The organism is Micromonospora sp. NPDC049204, assembly GCF_040647935.1.
Lineage (GTDB): Bacteria > Actinomycetota > Actinomycetes > Mycobacteriales > Micromonosporaceae > Micromonospora.
Map to the genome: position 1 here is coordinate 176,849 of NZ_JBEZDC010000003.1, position 24,100 is coordinate 200,948.

The window sequence follows — 24,100 nt, forward strand, 5'->3', positions numbered from 1 at the left end:
GAGCCTCGGGACAACCTGTGGATGCCGGGGGACATGATGTGCGCAGGGTGTGCACAGCCTGTGGATAACCATTGGGGAATTCTCGGCCCTAGGCCGCTGACCTGCTGGAACATACTCCCCAGCCTGTGGAGGAGAATATTTCGGTCGGGCCTGTGACACGATCGTCCCGTACTATCTCCAGCGAACGGCTACACCTGGACAGCGGATTCCGCTTTCGGTTCAGAAGGGTCACACTCCGGCCGTGAGTTACCGGGACTGGGGACGCGGGGATGGCAGCCCGCGCGAGCGCCAGCCGACCGCCTCGTGGGGTGAGCGCGCGGCGTCTCTTCCGGTTGATCCGTACGACGAGGACGGTCGCTACCGCACCTCCAGTCGACGGCGCGCATTGGACCGCGGCCAGGACGAGCCCGTCGACGCCTACCTGCCCCGGTGGGCTCTGGAGTCGGGTGTCCGGCACGCTGACGGCGGCGGTCGCCACGCGGCACCGGACGAGGATGAGGCCGAGCCCGAACGCGAGGCCGAGCCCCCGATTTCCGGTGCCGGAAGGCGGTCCATCGAGTCGTCGGGCAGTCGTCGGCGGGGCAGCGAGACGAGTTGGCGGGAGCAGGCGGCGATCGGCGCGGCCCCCGAGTCGGACCACACCCGGGAGTGGACGCTCGACCGTCCGCAGGACCAGGGGTACGCGGGCCGCCGACGCGCCAACGCCGGGGAGGACGAGCCGGTTTCCGGCGTTTTCCCGGACCGCCGTCCCCGCCGCGCGCCGGCTGGCCGTCCGCAGGTGATCTGGTCGGGCGGGGAGTTGGAGTCCGCTCCGAGCAAGCCGGTGCCGGATCCGGAGCCGACCCGACCCACCCGGCGCAGCCGTCGCGCGGCGGAGGAGTCGTGGTCCCGGCCGGCGGCCGACCCGTGGGCACGGGGGTCGGATCGGGTGGTCGAGCCGGAGCCGTCGTACCCGCCCGCGGTGGATCCGTGGGACGCCTCGGGGGTGCACGCGTGGCCGCCCGGTGCCGGTGCTGACGGCACGGATCTGAGCGAGCAGTGGTCGGCGGTGGAGAGCGTCGGTGGTTGGGAGCGGTCCGACCGCACCGGTCAATGGGAGCGGTCCGTCGTCGAGGACGACAGTTGGGACCGTACGCTGCCGCCGCGCTCCGATCGGGCTGCCGAGGCGGAGGGTTGGCCGGCCCGGGACGACAGCTTCTGGCCTGGCACCCGGCTGGCCGGCGATGACCCCCGCTGGACTGATCCGCTGCCGTCTGCGCCCCGCTCGCCGGTGGTGGGCTACACGGCCCCGAGGCCGCGCAGCGCGGCTGTGCCACCTGTGGGTGCGCCACGGCGTCGGGCGGACCGGCCGGCGGCCGGGGCGGCGTCGGTGCGTCGGCGGGTCGAGTCGGCGGCCACGGGCGCGTGGGCTCGCCGCTTGGAGGACGACCTGCTCGACCCGGATCCGGGTGGGCCGTTCCGGCCGTTGCTGTACACGGCGGCCTGTTACCTGACGCCGGCGGTGCTGATCTTCGTGTGGCTGTTGACGTTGGACAGTCAGGCGCCGGCTGGTTGTGTGACCGACATCAGCGGGGGCGGGTGTGACTCACCTCGGTCCCGTGCGTTGGGGTCGCTGCTCGCCGGCTCGCCGCGTTTCGGGTTGGCGCTGGTGAGCAGTCTGGTGGTGGCGGCGCTGCTGCGTCGGGTGGGCACGACGTGGCGTTCGGCGACCATCGCGTTGGCCGCGGCGGTGGTGGGTGGTGGCCTGTCCACGGTGCTGATCAGCGTGGTGACCGGTCAACCGATCGGGTGAGCGGCTGAGAGTCGGGGCCGTGTCGCGCGGGGACAGCACCTGAGCGTGGTGCGGACGACGTACGCACGAGGGCCCGCACCGATCGCTCGGTGCGGGCCCTCGTGGTGGTGTCGCGGACGTCAGCCCTGAAGGACGTTCAGGTTGAACGACGCGGTCACGTCGGGGTGCAGCTTGATCTTCACCGGGTAGGTGCCGGTCGACTTGATGTGACCGGGCACCTCCAGCCGGCGACGGTCGAGGACCGGGCCGCTGGCCGCCTTGACGGCGTCGACGATCTCGGCCGGAGTGACCGAGCCGAAGAGCCGCCCGCCGTCGCCGGCGCGGACCTTCAGGTTGACCTTGAGACCCTCGAGCTGAGCCTTGACCTCGTTGGCGTGGTCGAGGTCGCGGATCTCGCGGGCCCCACGGGCCCGCTTGATGACCGTGACCTGCTTTTCCGCGCCCTTGGTCCAGGCGATCGCGAAGCCCTGCGGCAGCAGGTAGTTACGGCCGTAGCCGTCCTTGACCTCGACGACGTCGCCCGGGGCACCGAGGCCGGACACTTCCTGAGTCAGGATGATCTTCATATCGGTGCCTCCTCTCAGCGGGTGGTGGCCGTGTAGGGCAGGAGCGCCATCTCACGGGCGTTCTTGACCGCACGGGCGATCTGCCGCTGCTGCTGCGAGGTCACGCCGGTCACCCGACGAGCGCGGATCTTGCCGCGATCGGAGATGAACTTGCGCAGCAGCGCGGTGTCCTTGTAATCGATGTAGGCGATCCCGTCCTTGTCGAGCGGGTTCACCTTCTTCTTCGGCTTGCGCAGTGCCGCAGCCTTGGCCGTTGCACGTGCTCCTGGTTTGCGATCGCGAGCGCTAGGCGCCATTAGAACGGTGGCTCCTCGTCAAAATTGGCGCCCGAACCGGCACGCGCGGGAGAAGGAGCAGCCGAAGCCCAGGGGTCGTCGAAGTTGCCTCCGCCGCCGCCCTGGTTGCCACCGCCACCGCCGCCACCGAAGCCGCCGCCACCGCCGCCGGAGCGGGACATCTTCTGCACCTTCGCCGTGGCGTAGCGCAGCGACGGGCCGATCTCGTCGACCTCAAGCTCGATGACAGTGCGCTTCTCACCCTCGCGGGTCTCGTACGACCGCTGACGCAGCCGGCCCGACACGATCACCCGAGCGCCACGCTGCAGCGACTCGGCGACGTGCTCGGCGGCCTGCCGCCACACGGTGCATGCGAGGAACAGCGGCTCGCCATCCTTCCATTCGTTCGACGCCTTGTCCATGAAACGGGGCGTCGAAGCGACTCGGAACTTGGCGACCGCAGCCCCGGAGGGGGTGAACCGCAACTCGGGGTCATCGGTCAGATTGCCGATGACCGTGATGGTGGTGTCTCCTGCCATGACCATCTCCTCGCGCACTCAGCGTCTCGTCGTACAGGCTCGCAGAGCCGTACGACAGAGTCGCGGAGGCTGATCCGGACGAACCGGGGTTGGATGCTCTAGCGCATTTCCGGTCGGATGACCTTGGTGCGCAGCACGGACTCGTTGAGCCGGAGCTGACGGTCCAGCTCGGCCACCGCAGCAGGCGTGGCCTGCAGGTCGATGACGGCGTAGATGCCTTCGGCCTTTTTGTTGATCTCGTACGCGAGGCGCCTGCGGCCCCACACGTCGGTCTTCTCAACCGAGCCACCCGCGGTCCGAATCACGTTCAGGTACGTGTCGAGCGACGGTGCGACGGTGCGCTCCTCGAGGCTGGAATCGAGGATGACCATTAGTTCGTAGTGACGCAAGACGTGCTCACCTCCTGTGGGCTAAGCGGCCACGGTCCTTCCGTGGCAGGAGGTCTTGTGTCGTTGCCCGCACGCGCCGAGGGAACCCGACCGGACGCGGACAACCTGACCAGGATACCCGGTCCGAACGATCATGCCCGGGGAGGTCGGGTCGGCACCCGGACAGGCTGACGGGGGTCCACCGTCCGACCGTGCACCGGTCGGTGGTGGACCCCCGTCCTACGAGGCCGCGGGGCGTCCCGTCCGCATTCCTTGGGTGGGACCTGGGGAGGAACGACCACACCGATGAGGTTGGACCGGAGACGCCCCGCGGAGCTTTATCGTGTTGTTATCTGACGATACAACAGCACTCGTACCTTGTCGGAGGAAAAAGCACAAATTTCCGAGATTCTTCAACGGTCGGAATCTGCCGGACGAGGGGGCCGCCCCCGCCGCGCCGGGCCGCGTGGCGGAGGCAACCTCGCTGTCGGCCGTCGACCCCGGTCGCCGTACGCGGCGCTCGCGCCGCCTGCTGACCGGGCAGTGGTCGCCGGTTCAATCCCATCAACGACCGTCGGTCCGAGCGGTGACGTCGACGACCCACGACACCGCCCCGACCGTCGCGGCGGCGGTCAGGGTCGCGACGTAGGCTCGCTCGCATGCGTATCGGAGCCCACGTCGATTCGACCGACCCGCTGGCGGAGGCGGCTGCCCGGTCCGCCGACACCGTGCAGTTCTTCCTCGCCGACCCGCAGGGGTGGAAGGCGCCCAAGCCTCGGGAAGACGCCGAGCGGCTGCGCGCGGCCGAGGTCGACCTCTACGTGCACGCGCCGTACGTCATCAACGTGGCGACCCTCAACAACCGCATCCGGATTCCGAGCCGGAAGCTGCTGCTCGGGCATGCCAACGCCGCGGCCGCGATCGGCGCCAAGGGCCTGATCGTCCACGGCGGGCACGTCAACGCCGGGGACGACCTGGCCGTCGGCTTCGACAACTGGCGCAAGACCTTCGCGTACGCCGCCGACTCCGGCGGCTTCGGCCTGCCGGTCCTGATCGAGAACACCGCCGGGGGCGACAACGCGTGCGCCCGACGACTGGACGCACTCGCCCGACTCTGGGACGCCATCGGTGATCACGAGGTCGGCTTCTGCCTGGACACCTGCCACGCGTACGCGGGCGGTGAGGAGTTGCTCGGGCTCGTCGACCGGGTCAAGGCGATCACCGGACGGATCGACCTGGTCCACGCCAACAACTCCAAGGGCGCGTTCAACTCCGGCCAGGACCGGCACGACAACCTGGGCGGCGGAACGATCGACCCGGAACTGGTGGTGGCGGTGATTCGGGCGGCCGGGGCGCCGGTGGTCGTCGAGACACCGGGAGGCGTGGCCGGTCAGGCCGCCGACATCGACTTCCTCCGTCAGCAGCTCGGGACGGAGAGCCGGGCAGCATGACGACCGGACAGCCCGGGACCGGTAAGGCCCAGCCCTCCTCCGCCGGCCCGGATGCCGGGAAGCAGCCCGCCACCGCGTCCACGACGGGCAGCCCGACCCGGCCGACCGGCACCTCCGACGCCGACAGCGCGCCCGTCTCCACCACGGCTGCGACGACCGCGGACGGCCCCGGGCGACCCGCGCGATCGACCGACGGCGCGAAGCCCGCACCGGCGACGAACGGCAAGCCCACGGGTGCCAGCGCCGCCACCGGCGACATCGAACCCGGCCCCGCGAAGGACGACACGACCAAGACCGGCGGTACGGGCAAAGCCAGCGACGCGGCCGAAGCCAGCGGTACGGCCAAGACCAGCGACACAGCCAAGACCAGCGGTACGGCCGAAGCCAGCGGTAAGACCCCGGACGTCGCCGGCACGGACGCGCCCAAGCGGGGCTGGATCAACCGCCTGACCCGACGCGGCAAAGCGGCCAAGGGGGAGAGCGCCAAGGCCGGTACCGTCAACGACGGCGACCCGGTCAAGGACGGCGATACCAAAGCAGACGCCACCAAGGTCGATGACGCGGTCAAGGACGGCGACACCAAAGCAGACGCCACCAAGGTCGATGAACCGGTCAAGGACGGCGACACGAAGGACGACGCGACCAAGACCGGCGGTACGGCCAAGAATGGCAAGGCGGGCGACGCCGACGGTCCGGCACAGGCCGATGGCAAGACGAAGCCGGCCGACCCGGATCGTTGGGAGGCGTTCGCTTCCGCTCCGGAGCCGAAGCCCTCCATCCTCACCCGGTCCAGCCGCGCCGTCGGCCGGTTCCTGATCCACGAGTGGACCCTGGCCGCCCTCGGCGCGCTGGCACTGGCCGTGCTTATGACCTGGCCGACGTTGCGCTACCCGCGCTACACACTCCCGCAGGACTACTGGGATCCGAGCCTGCAGGCCTGGCAGATGGCCTGGTCGGGGCACATCCTGCTGACCGACCCGGCGCACCTGTGGCAGTCCAACACGTTCTTCCCCGAGCTGTGGAGCTTCGCGTTCTCCGACACGCTGCTCGGGTACGCCCCGGCGGGGATGCTCGGCAGCGGCCCCGAGGACGCGATCCTGCGCTACAACATCATGTTCGTGCTGGCGCACGCGCTCGCCACGTTCGGGGCGTACGCCCTGGCTCGGCAGCTCGGCGCCGGCCGGATCGGCGCCGCTGTCGCCGGCGTCACCTACACCTACGCGCCGTGGCTGCTGTCCCAGGCCGGGCATCTGCACGTGCTCTCCAACGGCGGGATTCCGCTGGCGTTGGCGATGCTGGCGCGCGGGCACGGCTGGTCACTGCGGCACGGTTACCGACCCGAGCAGCGGCACGACGGGTGGGTCTACGGCGGCTGGCTGGTGGCGGCCTGGCAGCTCAGCCTCGGCTTCGGCATCGGGCTGCCGTTCGCGTACATCCTCGGCGGCACGGTGCTGGTCGCCGTCGTCCTCTTCGTCGTGCGGCGGCTGCGCACCCGCCAGGCCGTGCCCTTCGGTCGCCGGTTGATCGTCGCGAACGTGCTCGGTGGGGTGTTGTTCGCCGGTGTGGGTGTGCTCCTGGCGTTCCCGTTCTTCCGGGTCACCGAGCTGCACCCGTACGCCGAGCGCACCATCGACGACGTCAGCATCTTCTCGCCGCCGGCGTCGGGTTTCGTGACGGCGCCGGCGGAGTCGCGGATCTGGGGTGGACTGCACGAGGGTGCCCGTGCGGCGCTGCCATGGCACCCGGAGATGACCCTGTTGCCGGGCTACGTGCTCTACGCGCTCGCCCTGGGTGGGCTGTTCTTCTCGGTCTGGCGGCTGCGGCACCGGCTGCTGCTGCTCGCCGGGGTGCTGGTGACGATGGCCTTCGCGATGGGCACCCGTTTCTTCGACGGCACCTTCACCTACGTGCCGCTCTTCGAGCACGTGCCGGGCTGGAGTGCTCTGCGTACCCCTGGTCGGTTGATGTTGTGGACCACGTTGTTGCTGGGCCTGCTCGCGGCGGGAGCGGTCACCGCGCTCACCGACCGGGTTCGTGAGCTGACCGCGCAGCGGATCCCGTCGTGGCCGGGGCCGTGGCTGCGGATGGCCACGCTGCTGCCGCTGCTGCTGGTGACCGTCGAGGGCCTGAACAGCACCCCGCATCCGGTGGTGCCGACCCAGCCGGCCGCGCTGCGTTCGGCCGAGGGACCACTGCTGGTGCTGCCCAGCAGCCAGAACCTGGATCAGCACGTGATGCTCTGGTCGACCAGCGGGTTCCCCGATGTGGTCAACGGCGGCAGCGGCTTCACACCCCGTCAGCTTGACGACGTCCGTCGGGTGAGCCAGTCGTTCCCCAACCAGACAAGCGTCGACTACCTACGCACGCTCGGCGTCCGGACGGTGGTGCTGCTGCGCGACCAGGTGCCCGGCACGCCGTGGGAGATCACCATCGACGCGCCTGTCGAGTCGCTCGGCATCACCCGCCAGGAAGTCGGGGACGCGGTCGTCTATCGCCTGTGAAGCTTTAGGGCGGGTTTTCGGGGGAGCCCACCCGGCTCCGGGCGGTCAGGCTTGATCCCTGCGCCGGGCGGGCTCCCCCGAAAAACCCCGACGTGGTGCAGGCCGCGTTCGGCCTAATTGTCAGGTAGCTGCGGCGGGCTCGGGTCGGGGTTCGCTGCTCGTCTCTCTGCGGCGCCAGCGGTCCAGCCACGGCGCATCCGGTGCGCCGTCGAGGACGCCGCCGTCCGGGTCGTCCGGGTAGGTGGCCCGCACCACGTCCCGCTCGGGGTGCAGGATCTCCTTGATGACGAACACGCAGAGCACGACCACGGTGGTCAGCCGCAACGTCGAGGCCAGCACGAACACCCCCTCCGGAAAGACCGGGCGGGTGGTGGCCGCGCCGAGCAGCTCACCGTAGAAGGCGACGAAGTAGCAGACCTCGGCGATCTGCCAGGCCAGGAAGGCACCCCACTTGGGTCGGGCCAGCACCACCAGCGGCAGGAGCCACAGCACGAACTGCTGCGACCAGACCTTGCTGAAGATGAGGAACGCCGCGACCACCAGGAAGGCGAGCTGACCCAGCCGCGGTCGGCGCGGCGCCCGCAACGCAAGCACGGCCACACCGAGGCAGGCCAACCCGAACAGCGCGTACGAGAGGTTGTTGAGGGTGGGGATGTTGGCGTTCAGCCACTCGAACGGGCCGAGTTGGCCGGGGTCGTTGCCGACCTTGCCGTCCAGGTAGCGCCCGATGTACCAGAGGGTGCCCCAGTCGATCGGCCGGGTGGTGTTCAGCTCGAAGAACCGGTCCCAGTTGTCCGGGTAGGCCCGTGCGGCGGGCAGGTTCACCAGCACCACGGCGGCGACCGCCGTACCGGTGGCGGTGAGCGCGGCGCGGAGCCGGTCGGCCCGCAGCGCGAGAACGAGGATCGGCCCGAGCAGGAACAACGGCCACAGCTTCGCCGCGCCGGCCAGTCCGAGTAGTACGCCGGCGAGCGCGGGTCGTTTTCGGGCCCAGGCCAGCAGGCCGAAGGCGGCCAGCCCGATGGCCAGCAGGTCCCAGTTGACGGTGGCGGTGAGCACCAGCGCCGGGGCGAGTGCGAACAGCGCGGCGTCCCAGGGTCGTCTGCGGCGCAGCGCCAGGAGCACCGCCACCGTGGCCACCGCCAGCGCGCCCAGCACCAGCGCGTTGAGGTTGTAGAACCACTGGCCCTGGTTGATGCTCGGGTCGCCGGCACCGACGGCGTGCACCGGCAGGCCCAGCGCGCCCATGAAGTAGCCGGTCAGTACCGGGTACTCCACCGGGTGGTCACGGTAGGGCACCTTGCCCTCGTTGAGCCCTTCGGCGTAGTACAGGGCGAGGACGTCGGTGTAGCAGAACCGGTTGTACTGGACGTTGTTCTGCCAGGCACCGTCCTGGCAGGGCGACTTCTGCACCCAGTGCAGCGCAAGGGTGAGGCAGGCCAGGGCCAGCACGATCCGGACGGCGGTCCAGAAGCGACGCTCCTGGCCGGCCGGCTGGTCCAGCGCGGTCGCGTGGTCGCCCAGTGGGCCGCCGATCGCGCCGGAGAGGCCGCGGACGAACCCGTCGGATCGGGACGGGTGGTCGGTGGTTCCGGCGTCGTCGATGCCGGGCGTCGACTGGGTGCTCATGAGAAGGCATCCTGCCGTATGACCGGGGTGGTCGTCCCGTCCCGACGCGGAGAGATCTGGGTACGGAAACGCCGCCGCCGGCCGAACAGATCGTCCGGCCGGCGGCGGCGTCGTGCGAAGTTGCGGGTCAGTCCCGGTTCGGTGGTACGCCGGGCAGCAGTCCACCACCGCCGCCGCCACCTGGTCCACCGGGTCCGCCTGGCCCACCGGGACCGCCGGGATTACCGCCCGGGTTGCCACCAGGATTGCCGCCGGGGTTACCACCCGGGTTACCGCCGGGGACCGTGCAGAACGGGTCGGTCAGCGGGTCGCAGCCCGGTTGGCCCGGGAGACCGGGCAGGCCCGGAGTGGGGGGCGGCGGCTCCTTGCCGTTGCCCTTCGTGACGTCACCCTCGCCGGTGACGCTGGGTAGGGGGATCTCCTCCAGGCCCTTGAGGGCGGAGTTCATGTACTTCTCCCAGATGGGGCCGGGGAGCGTCGAACCACCGATGTCCTTGTCGTTGTCGAGCTTGATCTGCGGCTTCTTCGGATCCCGGCTGCCCACCCACACCGCGGTGGCGTTCTGCGGGGTGTAGCCGACCGTCCAGGCGTGCGAGTTGTCCTTGTCGTCGTACTCCCAGGTGCCGGTCTTGGCGGCGGCCTGACGGCCGTCTTCCAGGGAGATGTCGTTGGGGCGCGGGATCTGCTTCAGGACACCTGTCACCTCGTCGGTGATCTTCTTGGGGATCCGCTGCTCCGGCTTGATGCGCTCGCTGCCGACGACCTTCCACTTCCCGGTGTCCGTGTCCTGCTGCTCCACCTTGATGACGAAGTGGGCCTTGATGTACTTGCCGTCGTTGGCGAAGGTGGCCATCGCGTTGGCGTGGTCGAACACGGTGATCGGGTACTTACCGAAACCGGTGTAGTTGTCGAACGGGTTCGGCCCCTTCTTCGACAGGTCGAAGGCCTGCGGCGGGTCGACGCCCCACATGGTGGTCACGCCAGCCTTGTGGGCCATGTCGACGACCTTCTCGACGCCGATTTCCTTGGTGACCCAGTAGAAGGGCACGTTGTACGACTGGACCGTCGACTCTTCGAGGGTGCAGTACTTGCCGCACTTGAGGTTGGTGCGGCCCGCGTTTCCGATCGCCACCTTGGAGCCCTCGGGCTTGTACGGCGTGGGGTCCCAGTGCGACTTGACCGAGATGCCCGCCTCGATGGCCGCGGCAAGGGTGTACACCTTCATCGACGAGCCCGGCTGGTGGCCACCGGTCAGGTCGCCGTTCTTGTCGACGTTCTTGCCGGCGTAGTCGAAGTCGGCGCCGCTGTCACCGCCGTAGTAGGCGAGCACCCGACCCTTCGACGGGTCGATCGACACCACCGCCGCCATCAGGTTCTTCGGCTGCTCGTTGAGCAACGAACCCTTCTTGGACTGCATCGCCGTGTTCTCGGCGGCGGTCTGCAGCTTCGGGTCGATGGTGGTGGTGATCCGGTAGCCGCCGTCCCGCAGCGCGTCCACGCAGCTCGTCTTGCCCTCCGCGCCGCTGTCGGAGCAGAGGCCCATCGCGTCCATCTCTTCGCGGACGTAGTTGATGACGTTGCCCCGCGGGCTGTCGACACCGAACCCGTTCCCGCCCTTCTTCGGCGGCAGCACCTTCGGGTAGGCGGTCGGCGACGCGGGCTCCCCCGGGGCGTCCACCCAGCCTTCCTTCTTCATGCCGGAGATCACGTAGTCCCACCGTGACTTGGCGTCGGGCATGTTGACCGCGGGATCGAAACCCTTGTGGCTGCTGCTCGCCACCGGCTGCTTGATGACCGCCGCGAGCACCGCGCCCTCGCCCACGGACAGGTCCTTCGCCGCCTTGCCGAAGTACGTCTGTGCCGCGGCCTCGATGCCGTAGGCGCCGCGTCCGAAGTAGATGACGTTGAGGTAGTGCTGCATGATCTCCGGCTTGTCGTACTGCTCGCTCAGCTTGGAGGCGAGGATGGCCTCCTTCACCTTGCGGCCGTACGAGTCGTCCTGGAGGTTCTCGAACGCGTTGCGGGCATACTGCTGGGTGATGGTCGAGGCACCCTGCTTGTCGCCACCGGTGATGTTGTTCCATCCGGCCCGGACGATGCCCTTGTAGTCGACGCCGGAGTGCCGGTAGAAGTTGCGGTCCTCGGCGGCAGCCACCGCGTGCTGCACGTGCACGGGGATCTGGTTGATGGTGACGAAGGTGCGGTTCTCGCTGCCCAGCTTGGCCAACGGGGTCCTGCCGTCCTTGGCGTACACCGTGGTGGACAGCGGCAGCGGCAACTCGTTGGGCATGACCACGTTCGTCGAGTAGTAGGTGAACCCGACCACGCCGACACCGGCCAGCATGATGAAGATCGCGACGCCGGCGATCAGCAGGTTCATCCGCTTGCGCTTCTTCGAGCGCGCCGCGCCCGCGCCGCCCGCACCACGACCGCCCCGACCCGGGCCGTTGGGTCCACCGGGACCGTTGGGCCCACCCGGCCCACCTGATCCACCGGAGACCGGAGAGACGCTCGCCCGGGCGACCGCGGCCCGGCCACCCACCGACGCGGAGCCGACGCTGGCTCGACCCGCCGAGGCGGTACCGACCGAGGCGGCACCGACCACCGCCCGACCCGCCGGCGCTCCGGGTGCCGGGGACACCGGCACCGAGGCCCGTCCGGCGCCGGCACGTCCGGCAGCCGCGCCAGGTCCGGGCGACACCGGCACCGAGGCGCGTCCCGGTGCCGGCGACACCGGCACGGAGGCACGTCCTGATCGGCCCGGGGTCGCCGAGCCAACCGAGGCGGATCCGGCCGCCGCGCCACCCCGCGGCGGCACCGACGCCGATCCGCCCACCGTGGCCCGCCCGCCGGCGGCCGGCGGCGTCACCGAGGCGCGAACCGGTGCTGCCGCTCCGCCCCCCGAAGCCGACCAGCCACTTCCGCCGGAGTCACCGCCGGGCCGGCGGCGCGCGTCGTCCGCGCCCGGCCCGGGGTCGCCCGCCGGGGCCGGGTACTGGGCCCGGCCGCGCGCAGAACTGGGATCGCCGTACGAGTTCATTCCTCACACCCTGCCGGTCGCGGTGGGGCGCGACTGCGCCGCCACCGGGTTGCCGTGAGTTGCTTCACCCGCGACGACGGCACAGGGGTGCCGCCTCGCCGAGGTCAATGCTGTATCAATCGGGCCAATCGGACCAACGAGCGGTCGGCCGTCCCGGGTTTCGTCGATGGCCCCGAGGCCGGTCCAACCTGCTGCGATCACCGTTGCGCCTCTCGCCTCCGCCGACCCGCACCTTCGGCGGCCGCGACACTCTGCTCGCCGGCACCGTCGCTGTCGCCGGTCAGACCATCCCGGCCGAGCAGGTACTGCTCGACGAGATGGTTCCAGTCGCAGCCGAGGCACACCTCCACCACGAAGACCTGAAACTCACGCAGTGTCATCGCCAGCACGGGCAACTCGGTGAGTGTCCGTGCCTGCCCGGCGGACTGCTTGAGCTCGTCGCCATAAATGTAGTGGACGAGGGTCAGGTTTTCACTGCGGCAGATCGGGCAGCGCCGGTCCGTCGGCTCTCCGTGGAACCGGGCGGCGTTCTTCAGGTACGGCGACGCGTCGCACACGTCGTACGTGCCGACCCGGCCGGCCAGGAGCTCACGCAGCACTGCTCGCTTCTGAAGCGAGTAGTCGACGACCTGGCGCTGCGTACGCATGCGAAGAAGGGTACGCGGTCCGGCCCAAGCAGGCGACCATGCTCACGATCCGTGACGACAGGGTCTCAGATTGGGGGGTTTGCCCTGGCCGGCGCAACCCGCTAACGTGCGATGTATCGGTCCGATACATCGCGGCGGTCACCGCTCCACGCCGGAGGGGAAAGAGAGGGTGGCACGTGCTCGAGTTCGCCATCCTCGGCCTCCTGCAGGAGTCTCCGATGCACGGCTATGAGCTGCGCAAGGAGCTGACCGCCAAACTCGGCGCGATCCGGGCGGCGATCAGCTACGGCTCGCTCTACCCGACCCTACGCAGGCTCCAGGCGGCGGGTTGGATCACCGAAGCTGCTGAGACACCCGCCACTGCCGAGGAGGTTCCCGCGCTGACCAGCCGACGAGGTCGGGTGGTCTACAAAATCACCGCGGACGGCAAGGAACGCTTCGCCCAGCTGATCGCACAGGCCGGACCCGAGACGTACGACGACACGGGCTTCGGGGTGCACTTCGCGTTCTTCGCCCGGACCGACCAGGCGACCCGACTGCGCATTCTGGAGGGTCGCCGCCGCAAGATCGAGGAGCGTCGCGAAGGGCTTCGTGACGTGCTGGGCCGGGCAGCCGAGCGCCTCGACGCTTACACCTTGGAATTACAGCGCCACGGCCTTGACGCCTGTGAGCGCGAGGTCCGCTGGCTGGAGGAGCTCATCGCCAACGAGCGCTCCGGCCGAGCCCCGACGGTCCCGCACACCGGGACGGCCGGTGGCCGACGAGAAGACAACAGCCCGCCTCCGCCTGGAGAGACCAGGAATGAGCGGCCGTGACAGAAAAGAAGGAGGCAGACGCTATGGGCTCCGTCCGCGTCGCCATCGTCGGTGTGGGTAACTGCGCCTCGTCCCTGGTTCAGGGCGTCGAGTACTACCGGAACGCCAACCCGAACGACCGCGTCCCGGGTCTCATGCACGTCGCCTTCGGCGACTACCACGTCAACGCCGTCGAGTTCGTCGCGGCATTCGACGTGGACGCCAAGAAGGTGGGCATGGACCTCGCGGAGGCGATCGTCGCCAGCGAGAACAACACCATCAAGCTCTGCGACGTGCCGCCGACCGGCATCACCGTCCAGCGCGGTCCGACCTTCGACGGTCTGGGCCAGTACTACCGCGAGATCGTCGAGGAGTCCGACGCCACCCCCGTCGACGTGGCGCAGGCGCTGCGCGACGCGCAGGTCGACGTCGTCGTCTGCTACCTCCCGGTCGGCTCCGAGCAGGCCGCCAAGTTCTACGCCCAGGCCGCGATCGACGCCGGCTGCGCGTTCGTCAACGCCCTGCCGGTCTTCATCGCCTCCGACCCGGAGTGGGCCCAGAAGTTCACCGACGCGGGCCTGCCGATCGTCGGCGACGACATCAAGAGCCAGGTCGGTGCCACCATCGTGCACCGCGCGCTGGCGAAGCTCTTCGAGGACCGCGGTGTCGAGCTGCTGCGCACGTACCAGCTCAACTTCGGCGGCAACATGGACTTCATGAACATGCTGGAGCGCAAGCGGCTGGTCTCGAAGAAGATCTCGAAGACCCAGTCGGTCACCTCGCAGATCCCGCACGAGATGAGCAAGAGCGACGTGCACATCGGCCCGTCGGACCACGTGCCGTGGCTGGACGACCGCAAGTGGGCGTACATCCGCCTGGAGGGCCGCTCGTTCGGTGACACCCCGCTGAACGCCGAGCTCAAGCTCGAGGTGTGGGACTCTCCGAACTCGGCCGGCGTCATCATCGACGCGGTCCGGGCCGCGAAGATCGCGCTGGACCGGAAGATCGGCGGCCCGATCCTGTCGGCCTCGTCGTACTTCATGAAGTCCCCGCCCGTGCAGTACGCCGACCACGACGCCCACCAGGCCGTCGAGGAGTTCATCGCCGGCGAGGTCGAGCGCTGACCCGCTGAGCGGCAAGTACGGCCGAGGGCCGGGTCCGTCGGGACCCGGCCCTCGCCGCGTTCGATGCCTCGCTTCGCGGTACGGCGGTCGAGCTACGCCCCGCTCGGCCTGTTCTTCATGGCCCGGGCCATCCGCTTCGCCTTGCGATCGGCCAGCGACTCGGCGCTGCGCCCCGTCGCGTTGACGGAGTACGGCAGGAAGTCCGTCTCGACCCAGCCGTAACCGACCACGAACGCCGTGACGTCGAGGACGACGTGTGTGGTCTGGAGCGCGTAGATGGAGATGGCGTCGGCGTCGTACCCGATGCCCGACATGAACGCGTTCGAGTAGACCCCGTTGGCCTCGTGGTTGAGCGACGCGAAGCTCGGCGGACGCGGGGTGCCGTACGGGAAGATCTGCAGGAAGCCCGGGCCGGCCGCGGACGTCGCGGTGACGATGCCGAAGAGCGCGTCACCGGCATGCACGAAGTCATCCAGCGCGACGTGAATCGTCTGACCGCCCCGCAGGCGGCCGGCCGAATCCAGGGTGGTCGCCGAGGCATTCGTGATCCGGCCGCGCCGACCCGCCTCACGGGTGTCGATGACCCGCTGCGGCACGACTGGCACGATCTGGTTCGAGTTGCCGGTGGTGAACACGTAGTCCGGGATGGAGATGTCGCCGTCCCGGAAGGAAATCACCTGGAAGTTGCCGCGCCGGTCCACGCCCATGGAGCCGACCGGCGCTTGTTCACTCAGAAAGTCACCGCTGGGGGTCAGCACGAGCGGCGGGCCGGCCAACTCGAATTCGCCGCTCGCCGCGAGGTTCGTGTTCTCCAACCGCAGGGTCGGTCCGACCGCCGGGTTGACCAGCGCGGTGGTGCCACCGCCGTTGACGACGTTGTTGGCAGCCTGGATCACCGGCTGACCCGGGTCGGCCTGAGCCTGGCCGGCGACTGCCGCACCGACCACCGTGGTGCCGGCGACGCCGGCGGCCACGGTGCCCGCGCGGCGCAGCAACTGCCGCCGGCCGACGGTCTTGTCCTGGTTTTCGGTCATGGGTACCCCCGCGAAAGTGGAAATGACGCCCGATCATGACCGTTCCGGTGACGTACCGACATCGACCGGTCGGCCGATAGTCAGGATCTGGCCCGCGACACCGTGGCCGGTCGGCCGATCAGGACCAGGCGTGACGCAGGGCGACCACGGCCTCCAGCTCCAACAGTTTGACCTTGCGCGGCAGGCCCCCACCGAACCCGACCAGCTTGCCGCCCGCGCCGACGATCCGGTGACACGGCACGATCACCGGCACCGGGTTGCGGTTGCAAGCCACACCCACCGCCCGGGCCGCCCCGGGATCGCCGACCCGCCGCGCCACCTCGCCGTAGGTAAGCGTCTCGCCGTACGGGATGCGCGTCATCTCCCGCCACACGGCCCGCTCGAAGTCCGAGCCGCGCGGCGTCGACACCGGAACGGTGAACGCGGTCAGCTCACCGGCGAAGTAGGCCCGCAGCTCGGCGACGACCTGCCGGGACAGCAGGTCGTCGGGTTCCTCGGTGGCTGCCTCGACCCGGCCGAAATGGGTGCCGCAGACGCTCGTGTCATCGGTGGCGACGGAGAACTCACCGATCGGTGAGTCGAGCACGGTCCAACGCATCGCCCCATTCTCCCCGACCCGGACGACACCGGGCGGACCCGTCGCCCGGCGGCGGCCCGCGTTGCGTGACGTCGATACCGTGCAGGTCGTGGCAACGGGGACGCTCATCTTTCTGATCATCGGCGGGGCGGGCATCGGGGTGCTCGCGCTCGCGCTGCTCGGCACCGAGCTGTTCCAGTTCGGGCACGCCGACGTGGACGGTCCGATCTCGCTCGAAACGGTTGCCGGCTTCGCCGGGGCGTTCGGGTTCGGCGGGGCCATCGTCAACGAACTGCTCGGTGCGCGTACCCCCGGCATGGTCGTCGGTGCGGCGGCCGGCGGCGTGCTCGCGGCCGTGCCCACCGCGTGGTTGGCGTCCCGACTGAGCCGGGCGGCGCGGAACATGCACACCGACCCCACCCCCACCCGCGACGACCTGGTCGGCGCGCTCGGCCTGGTCGTGACCCCGGTGCCGGCGCAGGGCTACGGCGAGGTCCGGGTACGCCTCGCCGGCCAACCGGTGAAGCTCAGCGCCCGCGCGGACCAGCCGATACCGATCGGCGCCCAGGTCTTCGTCGTGCAGGCGCTCAGCGAGACCAGCGTGCACGTCGAGACCTACTGATCTCCTCCTCGTAGACGGGACTCCTCATATGGCCCTGCTCATCGCCATCGGCGGCGCGGTTCTCCTCGCGCTCATCCTGGTGCTCTTCGTGCTCTCCCGGATCAAGGTGGCCGGGCCGAACGAGGCGTTCATCGTGACCGGCCGCAAGGGTCGCACCACGCAGACCGCCGACGGCGGCCGGTCGACCGACAACTCCGGGCAGAAGGTCGTGCTGGGCGCCTCGGTCTTCGTGCTGCCGGTGGTGCAGAAGCTTCAGTCCCTCGACCTGTCCAGCCGCCGGATCGACGTCGGCATCCGGGGCGCGGTCAGCAAGCAGGGCATCCGCGCCGACCTGCACGGGGTGGCGATCGTCAAGGTCGGCGGGACCGAGGACGCGATCCGGGCCGCCGCCCAGCGGTTCCTGCACCAACAGGACGAGATCGACAACTTCACCCGGGAGGTGCTGGCCGGCGCGCTGCGTTCGATCGTCGGCCGGCTCACCGTCGAGGAGGTCATCCGGGACCGGGCGGCGTTCGCCAGCGCGGTCGCCGAGGAGGCCGAGCACTCGATGACCAACCAGGGTCTCGTGCTGGACACCTTCCAGCTCCAGGACATCCTCGCCGAGGGCTCCTACCTGCAGGACCTGGGCCGGCCGGAGGCCGCCCGGGTGCTCAAGGACGCGGCCATCGCCGAGGCGCGCGCCCGCCAGCAGGCGGAGCAGGAACGCCTGCTCGCCGAGGAGGCCATCGCGGAGGCCAACCGGAACCTGTCCCTGAAGCAGGCCGGCATCCAGGCCGAGATCGACGCGGCGAAGGCGAAGTCCGCCGCCGCCGGGCCGCTCGCCCAGGCGGAACGGGATCAGGCGATCCTCTCCGAGCAGCAGAAGGTCGCCGAGCGCAACGCCGAACTCAAGCAGCGCCAACTGGACACCGAGGTGCGCAAGCCCGCCGATGCGGCCCGGTACAAGGTGGAGCAGGAGGCCGAGGCGTCCCGCGCGGCGGCGGTGCTGCACGCCGACGCGCAGCGGCAGTCGGTCATCGCGGCCGCGCAGGCCTCCGCCGAACAGGCGCGGCTCACCGGTGAGGGCGAGCGGGCCCGGCGTGCCGCGCTCGCCGAGGCGAACGCGATCGAGGGCGCCAAGGAGGGTGAGGCCGAGCAGCGCCGCCGTTCCGCGATCGCCGAGGCGGTGGAGCGGGAGGGTCAGGCCGAGGCAGCGGCCATCCTGGCCAGGGGTGAGGCCGAGGCGGACGCGATGGCGCGCAAGGCCGAGGCGTTCGCCGCGTACGGGGAGGCGGCGGTGTTGGACCTGCTGGTCAAGGTGCTGCCGCAGGTGGTGGAGGCGGCCAGCGCGCCGATCGGGGCGATCGACAAGATGACTGTCATCTCGACCGACGGCGCGTCGTCGCTGACGAAGTCGGTGGCTGGCAACGTGGCCCAGGGGCTCCAGCTCGGCAGTGACCTGACCGGGATCGACCTGGCCGGCCTGCTGGGCCGGCTCGGTGCGGCGTCGACCCCGGCCGGCAACGGCACGTCCGCCGGCAAGGGCACCGTCTCCGTCGACGGGACTGCCGTCGAGAGCCGCTGACGACGAACGCCGACGGCGCCGCTTCCGGTTCGGGAGGGGCGCCGTCGGCGTACGCCGGGATGATCGACTCGGTCTCCTGGAAGTCGGGCCATCCGAAAGTGCCGGGATGCCGCGACTTCTCCTAAACCGAGTCGATCATGGCGCGGGTCGCGACGCGACCCGGCGGGGTTAGGTGATCAGGCCCTCCGCGCGGGCCCAGCGCAGCAACTCGGCCTCGGCGGCGTCGCGGTCCAGCGGGCCGTGCTCGAGGCGCTGCTCCTTGAGGTGCTTCCACGCCCGCCCGACGACCGGCCCGGGCGGTACGCCGAGCAACTCCATGATCGCGTTGCCGTCCAGGTCGGGGCGGACCCGGGCCAGGTCCTCCTCGGCCTCGATCCGGGCGATCCGCTCCTCCAGCGCGTCGTAGTCCGCCGCGAGCTGGGCGGCCTTGCGCCGGTTACGGGTCGTGCAGTCCGAGCGGGTCAACTTGTGCAACCGGGGCAGCAGGTCACCGGCATCGGCGACGTAGCGACGCACCGCCGAGTCGGTCCACTCGCCCCGCCCGTACCCGTAGAAGCGCAGGTGCAGCGCGACGAGGGCGGTCACCTTCGCGGTGACGTCCTTCGGGTACCGCATCGCCTTCATCCGGGCCTTGGTCAGCCGGGCGCCGACCACCTCGTGGTGGTGGAAGCTGACCCGACCGTCGGACCCGACCGCCTTCGTCGCCGGCTTGCCCGCATCGTGCAGGAGGGCGGCCATCCGCAGGATGAAGTCGCAGCCCTCCTCCTCGTAGGAGACCGCGTTCTCGACGACCGTCAGGGTGTGCTCGTAGACGTCCTTGTGTTGCGCGTGCTCGTCGATCTCCAGCTTCAGGCCGGTCAGCTCCGGCAGGAACCGCTCGGCGAGGCCGGTGTCGACAAGCAGCCGCAGACCGGTGATCGGGTCGGTGCCGCAGAGCAGCTTGGTGAACTCGTCCCGGATCCGCTCGGCGGTGATCCGGTCCAGGTCGGCGGCCATCTCACTCATCGCCAGGTGCACGTCCGGGTGCACGGCGAAGCGCAACTGGGCGGCGAACCGGGCGGCCCGCAGCATCCGCAACGGGTCGTCGCCGAACGACTCACCCGGGGTGCTCGGAGTCCGGATCACCTTGGCCGAGATGTCCTCCAGGCCACCGTGTGGGTCGGTGAACCGGTGCTCCGGCAGGCTGACCGCCATCGCGTTGATCGTGAAGTCGCGCCGCTTGAGGTCCTCGTCGAGGCTGGTGCCGTACACCACCACCGGATTGCGACTGACCTGGTCGTACGACTCGGCCCGGAAGGTGGTGACCTCCAGCCGGAGGCCGTCGCGCTGCGCGCCGATGGTGCCGAACTCGCGACCGGTCTCCCAGATCGACTCGGCCCAGCCCTTGAGGATCCGCAGCGTCTCGTCGGGATGCGCGTCGGTGCAGAAGTCGAGGTCGTCACCGAGTCGGCCGAGCAGGGCGTCCCGCACCGAACCGCCCACCAGGTGCAACTCGTGACCGGCGCGGACGAACCGGCGGCCCAACTCGTCGGCGACCGGAGAGACCCGGAGCAGTTCGGCGACGGCGTTGCGCTGCGCGGCGGTGAGTTCGCGGCGGTCGGCGGCGTGGGGAGCGGAGGCGTCGGACATGGGATCGCCAGCTTATCGGGCCGGGGTGTGATCCGATCCGCCGGGCGCGGGGTAACGGGTGGGGGTTGACTATGGTCTGTGGCGTGCGGGTCGGTGTCCGGCTCGACGTACCCCTGGGAGGCTGGAGATGAGCGGCGGGCTCTACCGCAGCGCCAACGCCACGCCGGACGGTAACGTGCCGCCGGCTGACGGGGCGATCTTCATCTCCGCGGAGCCGCTGAACCAGCCCGGGGTGGAGGCCACGGCGCCCCCGCCCGAGGTCGTCGGCGAAACCAGCGCCGCCGCGAACAGCGCGGTCATGGCGATCGGCAGCCTGGTGAGCCGGGGCACCGGGTTCATTCGGAACCTGATGATCGGTGCCGCCCTCGGCAACCTGATCGGCAACGCCTACACGACAGCCATCTTCCTCCCCAACCAGGTGTACGAGTTCCTGCTCGGCGGGGTGCTGACCAGCGTGCTGATCCCGGTGCTGGTCCGTCGACGCAAGAGCGACGCGGACCGGGGCGAGGCGTACGCCCAACGGCTGCTCACCCTCGCGGTGCTGGCGCTGGCGGTAGCGGCCCTGATCGCCGTGGCGTCGGCGTCCTGGCTGACCGCCATCTACGCCAGCGGCAAGGACCAGGCCTACACCGAGCTGATCACCCGCCTGTCGTGGCTGGTCCTGCCGATGCTGTTCTTCACCGGCGTCAGCGCGTTGATCGCCGCGGTCCTGAACACCCGGGGGCACTTCGCCGCGCCGATGTGGGCGCCGATCCTCAACAACCTGGTGGTGATCGGCGTCTTCGGTCTCTACATCCTGGTCTACGGGGCGAAGGGGCTACAGCCGTCGGAGATGGGCCTCGGGCGGATTCTGCTGGTGGGTGGCGGCACCCTGCTCGGCGTGGCGGTGCAGACCGCCGGTCTGCTGCCGGCACTGCGCAAGGTCGGCTTCCGCTGGAAGTGGCGGTTCGACTTCCGCGAGCTGGGGCTGCGCGAGCTGGCCAAGCTCGGCGCCTGGATGTTCTGCTACGTGGCCGTCAACCAGCTCGGCCTCTTCGTGGTGGTCAACCTCCTCACCCGCGCCGCGGGCACGGACCAGGCCGGCATCCTGATCTACAACAACGTCTTCCTGTTGCTGATGATGGCGCACGGCATCATCGCCGTCTCGATCATCACCGCGCTGATGCCCCGGATGGCCGCGGCGGCAGCGGACGGACGGTTCCACGACGTCACCGCCGACCTCTCCCGGGGTGTCCGGATGGTGACAGCGGTGCTCGCGCCGATCGCGGTCTGCTACGCCGTGCTGTCCACCCCGATCTCGGTGGTGGTCTTCCGGTACGGCGCGTTCACCGCCGAGAACGCGACGGCGACGTCCACCGTTCTGCTGGCCGCCGCGCTCGCCCTGGTGCCGTTCGCGATCAGTCAGCTCTTCACCTTCGCCTTCTACGCGCTGCCGGACACCCGCACCCCAGCCCTGATCAACATCCCGGTGGTGGCGCTGCGGGTGGGCGTACAGATCGTGCTCTTCGCCGCCTTCGCCGCGCACTTCGCGGCGGCCGGCATGATGATCGGCAACGCGGTCTCGTACGTGGCGGCGGCGGTCGCCTCGGCCTGGTTGCTGCGGCCCCGGGTCGGCCGGATCGGGCTGGGCGCCATCATGCGCACCCTCGGCCGCGTCGTGGTCGCCGCCCTCGGCGCGGCACTTGTCGGATGGTTGGTGATCAGCCTGCTGCCCGGCGGCGACCGGCCAAGTTGGATCGAGGCGGCGATCCAACTCGTCATCGGCGGCGCGGTGGTCGGCGGCAGCTACCTGGGCCTGGCCATGCTGTTGCGGATCGGCGAGATCACCGAGGTGGTCGGTATGGTCCGCCGCCGCCTTGGCCGCTGACCGTCAGTGATCGATTACAAAAAGTTGGTATACACACGGAACGTGACCAGGGATCACCAGGCTGGGGACACAGCTGTGGATAACTCCGCGATTCGCCGGTCAACCACCGCATCAGCCTGTGGATAACCAACCGTACGGCTGAGCGTGGTAAGCCGATCGGCGGGAACAGGCACCGGGGCGGGAGCGCCACACCAGCCCAGCCCCGGCGTCGGTTACTTGCGGTGAAGCCGTAGATTAGCTAGTACATGTGCCAGCAACGTGGCTGACAACGGTCGTAACCGGACGAGTTCTTCGACTGCCGGAAGCCCGTCGGGTACGGCGGGAAGATGACATGTCGGGGAGACGAGCAACCCGGGTAAGGTCGCTCTCGACGGGTACGGCAGGGGCCGACGCTGCGCGTCGACACCGGTCGGCCGGTTCCTTCAACGGCAGAGCGGGAAGCCACATGCCCAGCAGTGCGGGTCCATCGATCGACACGATCACCGAGGGAGGACGGGTGACCCAGGTCGGCGAGGGTCAGGAGGCGGACGAAAGCGCTCCTCCGGTCATGACCTTCGGTGCTCCCACGGCCGGTGAAGTCCTCGCCGAGCGGTACGAGCTGGTTGAGCACATCAACAACGACAGCGCGGGTCGGCTGGTCTGGCGCGGGGTCGACGTCATCCTGCGCCGTCCCGTCGCGGTGGTGCTGCGCTACCCGGGTGGCGACTCCGCCACCGAGATGCTCCAGGCCGCCGTCGCGGCGAGCCGGGTCATCCACCCCAACCTGGTCGGCGTCTACGACGCGATCGACGAGGCCGAGCGGGCGTACGTGGTGCGCGAGTGGGTCGACGGGCAGTCCCTGCGCGACCTGGCGGCCGACGGCCCCCTGGACCCGGCCCGCGCCACCGCGATCGGTAACGCCGTCGCGAGCGCCCTCGCGGCCGTGCACGCCACCGGCATGGTCCACGGCAACGTCCACCCCGGCACCGTCATGATCAGCGACGAGGGCCGCGTGGTCCTGGCCGACGCACGCACCGACGGCGCGGACAGCCAGGAGAACGACATCCGGGCGGTCGGCGGCATCCTCTACTTCGCCCTCACCGGCTCGTGGCCACACGCCGAGGCGCCGCTGCACGGCGCCACCGCCGGTCACGGACGGGCCGCCATCCCGGACGCCGTTCGGGACGCCGGTGGTGGCATCGCGGCACCACGTCAGGTCCGGGCGGGCGTGCCCGCGTACCTGGACGACCTGACCATGGATCTGCTCGACGCCGAGATCGCGCCGCCGTCCTCCGATGTGCTCGCCGCCGAGTTGGCCCGACTGGACGTGCCGGCCGAGGAGGAGCACTACCTCGACAACAGCGGCCCGCTGCGGTTCGCCGGCGAGACCGGAGAAGAGCCGTCGCCGTTGGCCGCGGCCGGCGGTCGTAAGGTCGCCATCGGCATCGCCGGCCTGCTGGCGGTGGCCTTGGTCGGTCTGCTGATCGGGATCAGCACGCTCGGCGACAAGGAGCCGCAGGCGGGCCAGAGCCCCGTTCCGTCGTCGAGCGCCCCGGCCAACGAGACCACTCCGGCCGCCGTCGCGGTTCGCAAGCTTCCGGTGAAGGATGTTCGGATCATCGACCCGGACAGCCAGGTGCGCGACGAGCTGGACGGCGCCAAACAGGTGACCGACGGCGACCCGGACAAGGTTTGGGGCACCGACACGTACACGACCGCCAAGTTTGGCAACAAGAAGCAGGGCATGGGGGTCTGGCTGGACCTCGGCGCGCCGCACACGGTCAAGTCGGTGCAGGCCGTCCTCTCGGCCCGCGGCGCGTCCGCCCAGCTCCTCACCGGCACCATCAACCCGCCGTCGACCACCGACGGCGACAAGCAACTGATCACCAACTACAAGACCGAGAAGACCACCATCGGGCAGCCCTTCCAGGACCACGACGGCACCACGATGGCGTTCGACGGCTTCGACGCTGACGCGAAATACCAGTACCTGCTGTTCTGGATCACCGAGTTGCCGGCCAGTGAGCGGGGCTTCCAGGTCGACGTCCAGGAGATCACGGTCCAGGGGTCGTGATCCTGGCAGCTTCGTCGTGGCACCGCAT

At 69.9% G+C, this 24,100-nt stretch carries 20 protein-coding genes; 10 read left to right on the forward strand and 10 right to left on the reverse strand.

Annotated features, from left to right (window positions below):
- Nucleotides 1-241: 241 nt before the first annotated feature.
- Entirely contained in the window at nucleotides 242-1,792 is a 1,551-nt protein-coding gene (locus tag AB0A90_RS06915; RefSeq protein WP_357242913.1) for a hypothetical protein, read from the forward strand.
- A gap of 119 nt (nucleotides 1,793-1,911) precedes the next feature.
- On the opposite strand, the gene rplI is transcribed toward AB0A90_RS06915, so the two are convergent.
- The 4 genes from rplI to rpsF all read right to left on the reverse strand — a co-directional run bounded on the left by rplI (nucleotide 1,912) and on the right by rpsF (nucleotide 3,561).
- Nucleotides 1,912-2,358 carry a 50S ribosomal protein L9 gene (rplI, locus tag AB0A90_RS06920; protein WP_357242916.1) on the reverse strand — a complete coding sequence of 149 codons (447 nt, stop codon included), beginning with the start codon at nucleotides 2,356-2,358 and terminating at the stop codon, nucleotides 1,912-1,914.
- Nucleotides 2,359-2,372: 14 nt separating this feature from the next.
- The gene (rpsR, locus tag AB0A90_RS06925; RefSeq protein ID WP_051723758.1) at nucleotides 2,373-2,654 is read right to left on the reverse strand and encodes a 30S ribosomal protein S18; all 282 of its coding nucleotides are present in this window, start codon (nucleotides 2,652-2,654) and stop codon (nucleotides 2,373-2,375) included.
- On the reverse strand, nucleotides 2,654-3,190 hold the full coding sequence (locus AB0A90_RS06930; RefSeq protein ID WP_181518404.1) for a single-stranded DNA-binding protein: 537 nt from the start codon (nucleotides 3,188-3,190) through the stop codon (nucleotides 2,654-2,656). Before AB0A90_RS06930 ends, rpsR begins: the two co-directional genes overlap by 1 nt.
- Nucleotides 3,191-3,270: 80 nt before the next feature.
- Nucleotides 3,271-3,561 carry a 30S ribosomal protein S6 gene (gene rpsF, locus AB0A90_RS06935; RefSeq protein WP_036391391.1) on the reverse strand — a complete coding sequence of 97 codons (291 nt, stop codon included), beginning with the start codon at nucleotides 3,559-3,561 and terminating at the stop codon, nucleotides 3,271-3,273.
- A 638-nt stretch (nucleotides 3,562-4,199) separates the two neighbouring features.
- Between rpsF and AB0A90_RS06940 the strand changes: the two genes are divergently transcribed.
- Together AB0A90_RS06940 and AB0A90_RS06945 are read left to right on the forward strand one after the other, a co-directional pair.
- A complete protein-coding gene (locus AB0A90_RS06940) occupies nucleotides 4,200-4,991 on the forward strand; it encodes a deoxyribonuclease IV (protein ID WP_357242919.1) in 792 nt (263 codons plus the stop codon).
- A complete protein-coding gene (locus AB0A90_RS06945; RefSeq protein ID WP_357242922.1) occupies nucleotides 4,988-7,492 on the forward strand; it encodes a hypothetical protein in 2,505 nt (834 codons plus the stop codon). The genes AB0A90_RS06940 and AB0A90_RS06945 overlap by 4 nt, the downstream gene beginning before the upstream one ends.
- A 120-nt stretch (nucleotides 7,493-7,612) precedes the next feature.
- Here AB0A90_RS06945 and AB0A90_RS06950 read toward each other — a convergent pair whose 3' ends face one another.
- Both AB0A90_RS06950 and AB0A90_RS06955 read right to left on the reverse strand, forming a co-directional pair.
- Nucleotides 7,613-9,121 (reverse strand): glycosyltransferase 87 family protein, encoded by a 1,509-nt coding sequence (locus tag AB0A90_RS06950; RefSeq protein ID WP_357242925.1) that lies wholly within the window; start codon nucleotides 9,119-9,121, stop codon nucleotides 7,613-7,615.
- A gap of 127 nt (nucleotides 9,122-9,248) precedes the next feature.
- Nucleotides 9,249-11,501, reverse strand: a complete 2,253-nt coding sequence (locus tag AB0A90_RS06955; protein WP_357242928.1) for a transglycosylase domain-containing protein — start codon at nucleotides 11,499-11,501, stop codon at nucleotides 9,249-9,251.
- Between AB0A90_RS06955 and AB0A90_RS06960 the strand changes: the two genes are divergently transcribed.
- Complete coding sequence (locus tag AB0A90_RS06960; RefSeq protein ID WP_357242931.1) at nucleotides 11,464-12,219, forward strand: hypothetical protein; 756 nt, start codon at nucleotides 11,464-11,466, stop codon at nucleotides 12,217-12,219. The two genes, AB0A90_RS06955 and AB0A90_RS06960, sit on opposite strands and share 38 nt — an antisense overlap.
- 139 nt (nucleotides 12,220-12,358) lie before the next feature.
- Here the strand turns inward: AB0A90_RS06960 and AB0A90_RS06965 are convergent, their stop codons facing one another.
- Entirely contained in the window at nucleotides 12,359-12,808 is a 450-nt protein-coding gene (locus AB0A90_RS06965) for a DUF5318 domain-containing protein (RefSeq protein WP_357242934.1), read from the reverse strand.
- 176 nt (nucleotides 12,809-12,984) lie between these two features.
- Here AB0A90_RS06965 and AB0A90_RS06970 point away from each other — a divergent pair, with 176 nt between their 5' ends.
- Together AB0A90_RS06970 and AB0A90_RS06975 are read left to right on the forward strand one after the other, a co-directional pair.
- The gene (locus tag AB0A90_RS06970; protein ID WP_357242937.1) at nucleotides 12,985-13,623 is read left to right on the forward strand and encodes a PadR family transcriptional regulator; all 639 of its coding nucleotides are present in this window, start codon (nucleotides 12,985-12,987) and stop codon (nucleotides 13,621-13,623) included.
- A 23-nt stretch (nucleotides 13,624-13,646) separates the two neighbouring features.
- A complete protein-coding gene (locus AB0A90_RS06975) occupies nucleotides 13,647-14,726 on the forward strand; it encodes an inositol-3-phosphate synthase (RefSeq protein ID WP_357242939.1) in 1,080 nt (359 codons plus the stop codon).
- A gap of 92 nt (nucleotides 14,727-14,818) precedes the next feature.
- Here AB0A90_RS06975 and AB0A90_RS06980 read toward each other — a convergent pair whose 3' ends face one another.
- Together AB0A90_RS06980 and AB0A90_RS06985 are read right to left on the reverse strand one after the other, a co-directional pair.
- Nucleotides 14,819-15,760 carry a hypothetical protein gene (locus AB0A90_RS06980; protein ID WP_357242942.1) on the reverse strand — a complete coding sequence of 314 codons (942 nt, stop codon included), beginning with the start codon at nucleotides 15,758-15,760 and terminating at the stop codon, nucleotides 14,819-14,821.
- A gap of 118 nt (nucleotides 15,761-15,878) precedes the next feature.
- Nucleotides 15,879-16,358, reverse strand: coding sequence for a methylated-DNA--[protein]-cysteine S-methyltransferase (locus AB0A90_RS06985; protein WP_357242945.1), 480 nt, complete (start codon nucleotides 16,356-16,358; stop codon nucleotides 15,879-15,881).
- A 79-nt stretch (nucleotides 16,359-16,437) separates the two neighbouring features.
- Here AB0A90_RS06985 and AB0A90_RS06990 point away from each other — a divergent pair, with 79 nt between their 5' ends.
- Both AB0A90_RS06990 and AB0A90_RS06995 read left to right on the forward strand, forming a co-directional pair.
- Nucleotides 16,438-16,959, forward strand: a complete 522-nt coding sequence (locus AB0A90_RS06990) for a hypothetical protein (protein WP_357244051.1) — start codon at nucleotides 16,438-16,440, stop codon at nucleotides 16,957-16,959.
- 28 nt (nucleotides 16,960-16,987) lie between these two features.
- Nucleotides 16,988-18,523: an SPFH domain-containing protein gene (locus AB0A90_RS06995; RefSeq protein ID WP_357242948.1), complete on the forward strand. Its 1,536-nt coding sequence runs from the start codon at nucleotides 16,988-16,990 to the stop codon at nucleotides 18,521-18,523.
- 168 nt (nucleotides 18,524-18,691) lie between these two features.
- Here AB0A90_RS06995 and AB0A90_RS07000 read toward each other — a convergent pair whose 3' ends face one another.
- Nucleotides 18,692-20,152 carry a CCA tRNA nucleotidyltransferase gene (locus AB0A90_RS07000; RefSeq protein WP_357242951.1) on the reverse strand — a complete coding sequence of 487 codons (1,461 nt, stop codon included), beginning with the start codon at nucleotides 20,150-20,152 and terminating at the stop codon, nucleotides 18,692-18,694.
- A gap of 127 nt (nucleotides 20,153-20,279) precedes the next feature.
- Between AB0A90_RS07000 and murJ the strand changes: the two genes are divergently transcribed.
- A complete protein-coding gene (gene murJ / locus AB0A90_RS07005; RefSeq protein WP_357242954.1) occupies nucleotides 20,280-22,019 on the forward strand; it encodes a murein biosynthesis integral membrane protein MurJ in 1,740 nt (579 codons plus the stop codon).
- A gap of 445 nt (nucleotides 22,020-22,464) precedes the next feature.
- A complete protein-coding gene (locus tag AB0A90_RS07010; protein ID WP_357242957.1) occupies nucleotides 22,465-24,072 on the forward strand; it encodes a protein kinase family protein in 1,608 nt (535 codons plus the stop codon).
- The last annotated feature ends 28 nt before the right edge of the window (nucleotides 24,073-24,100 follow it).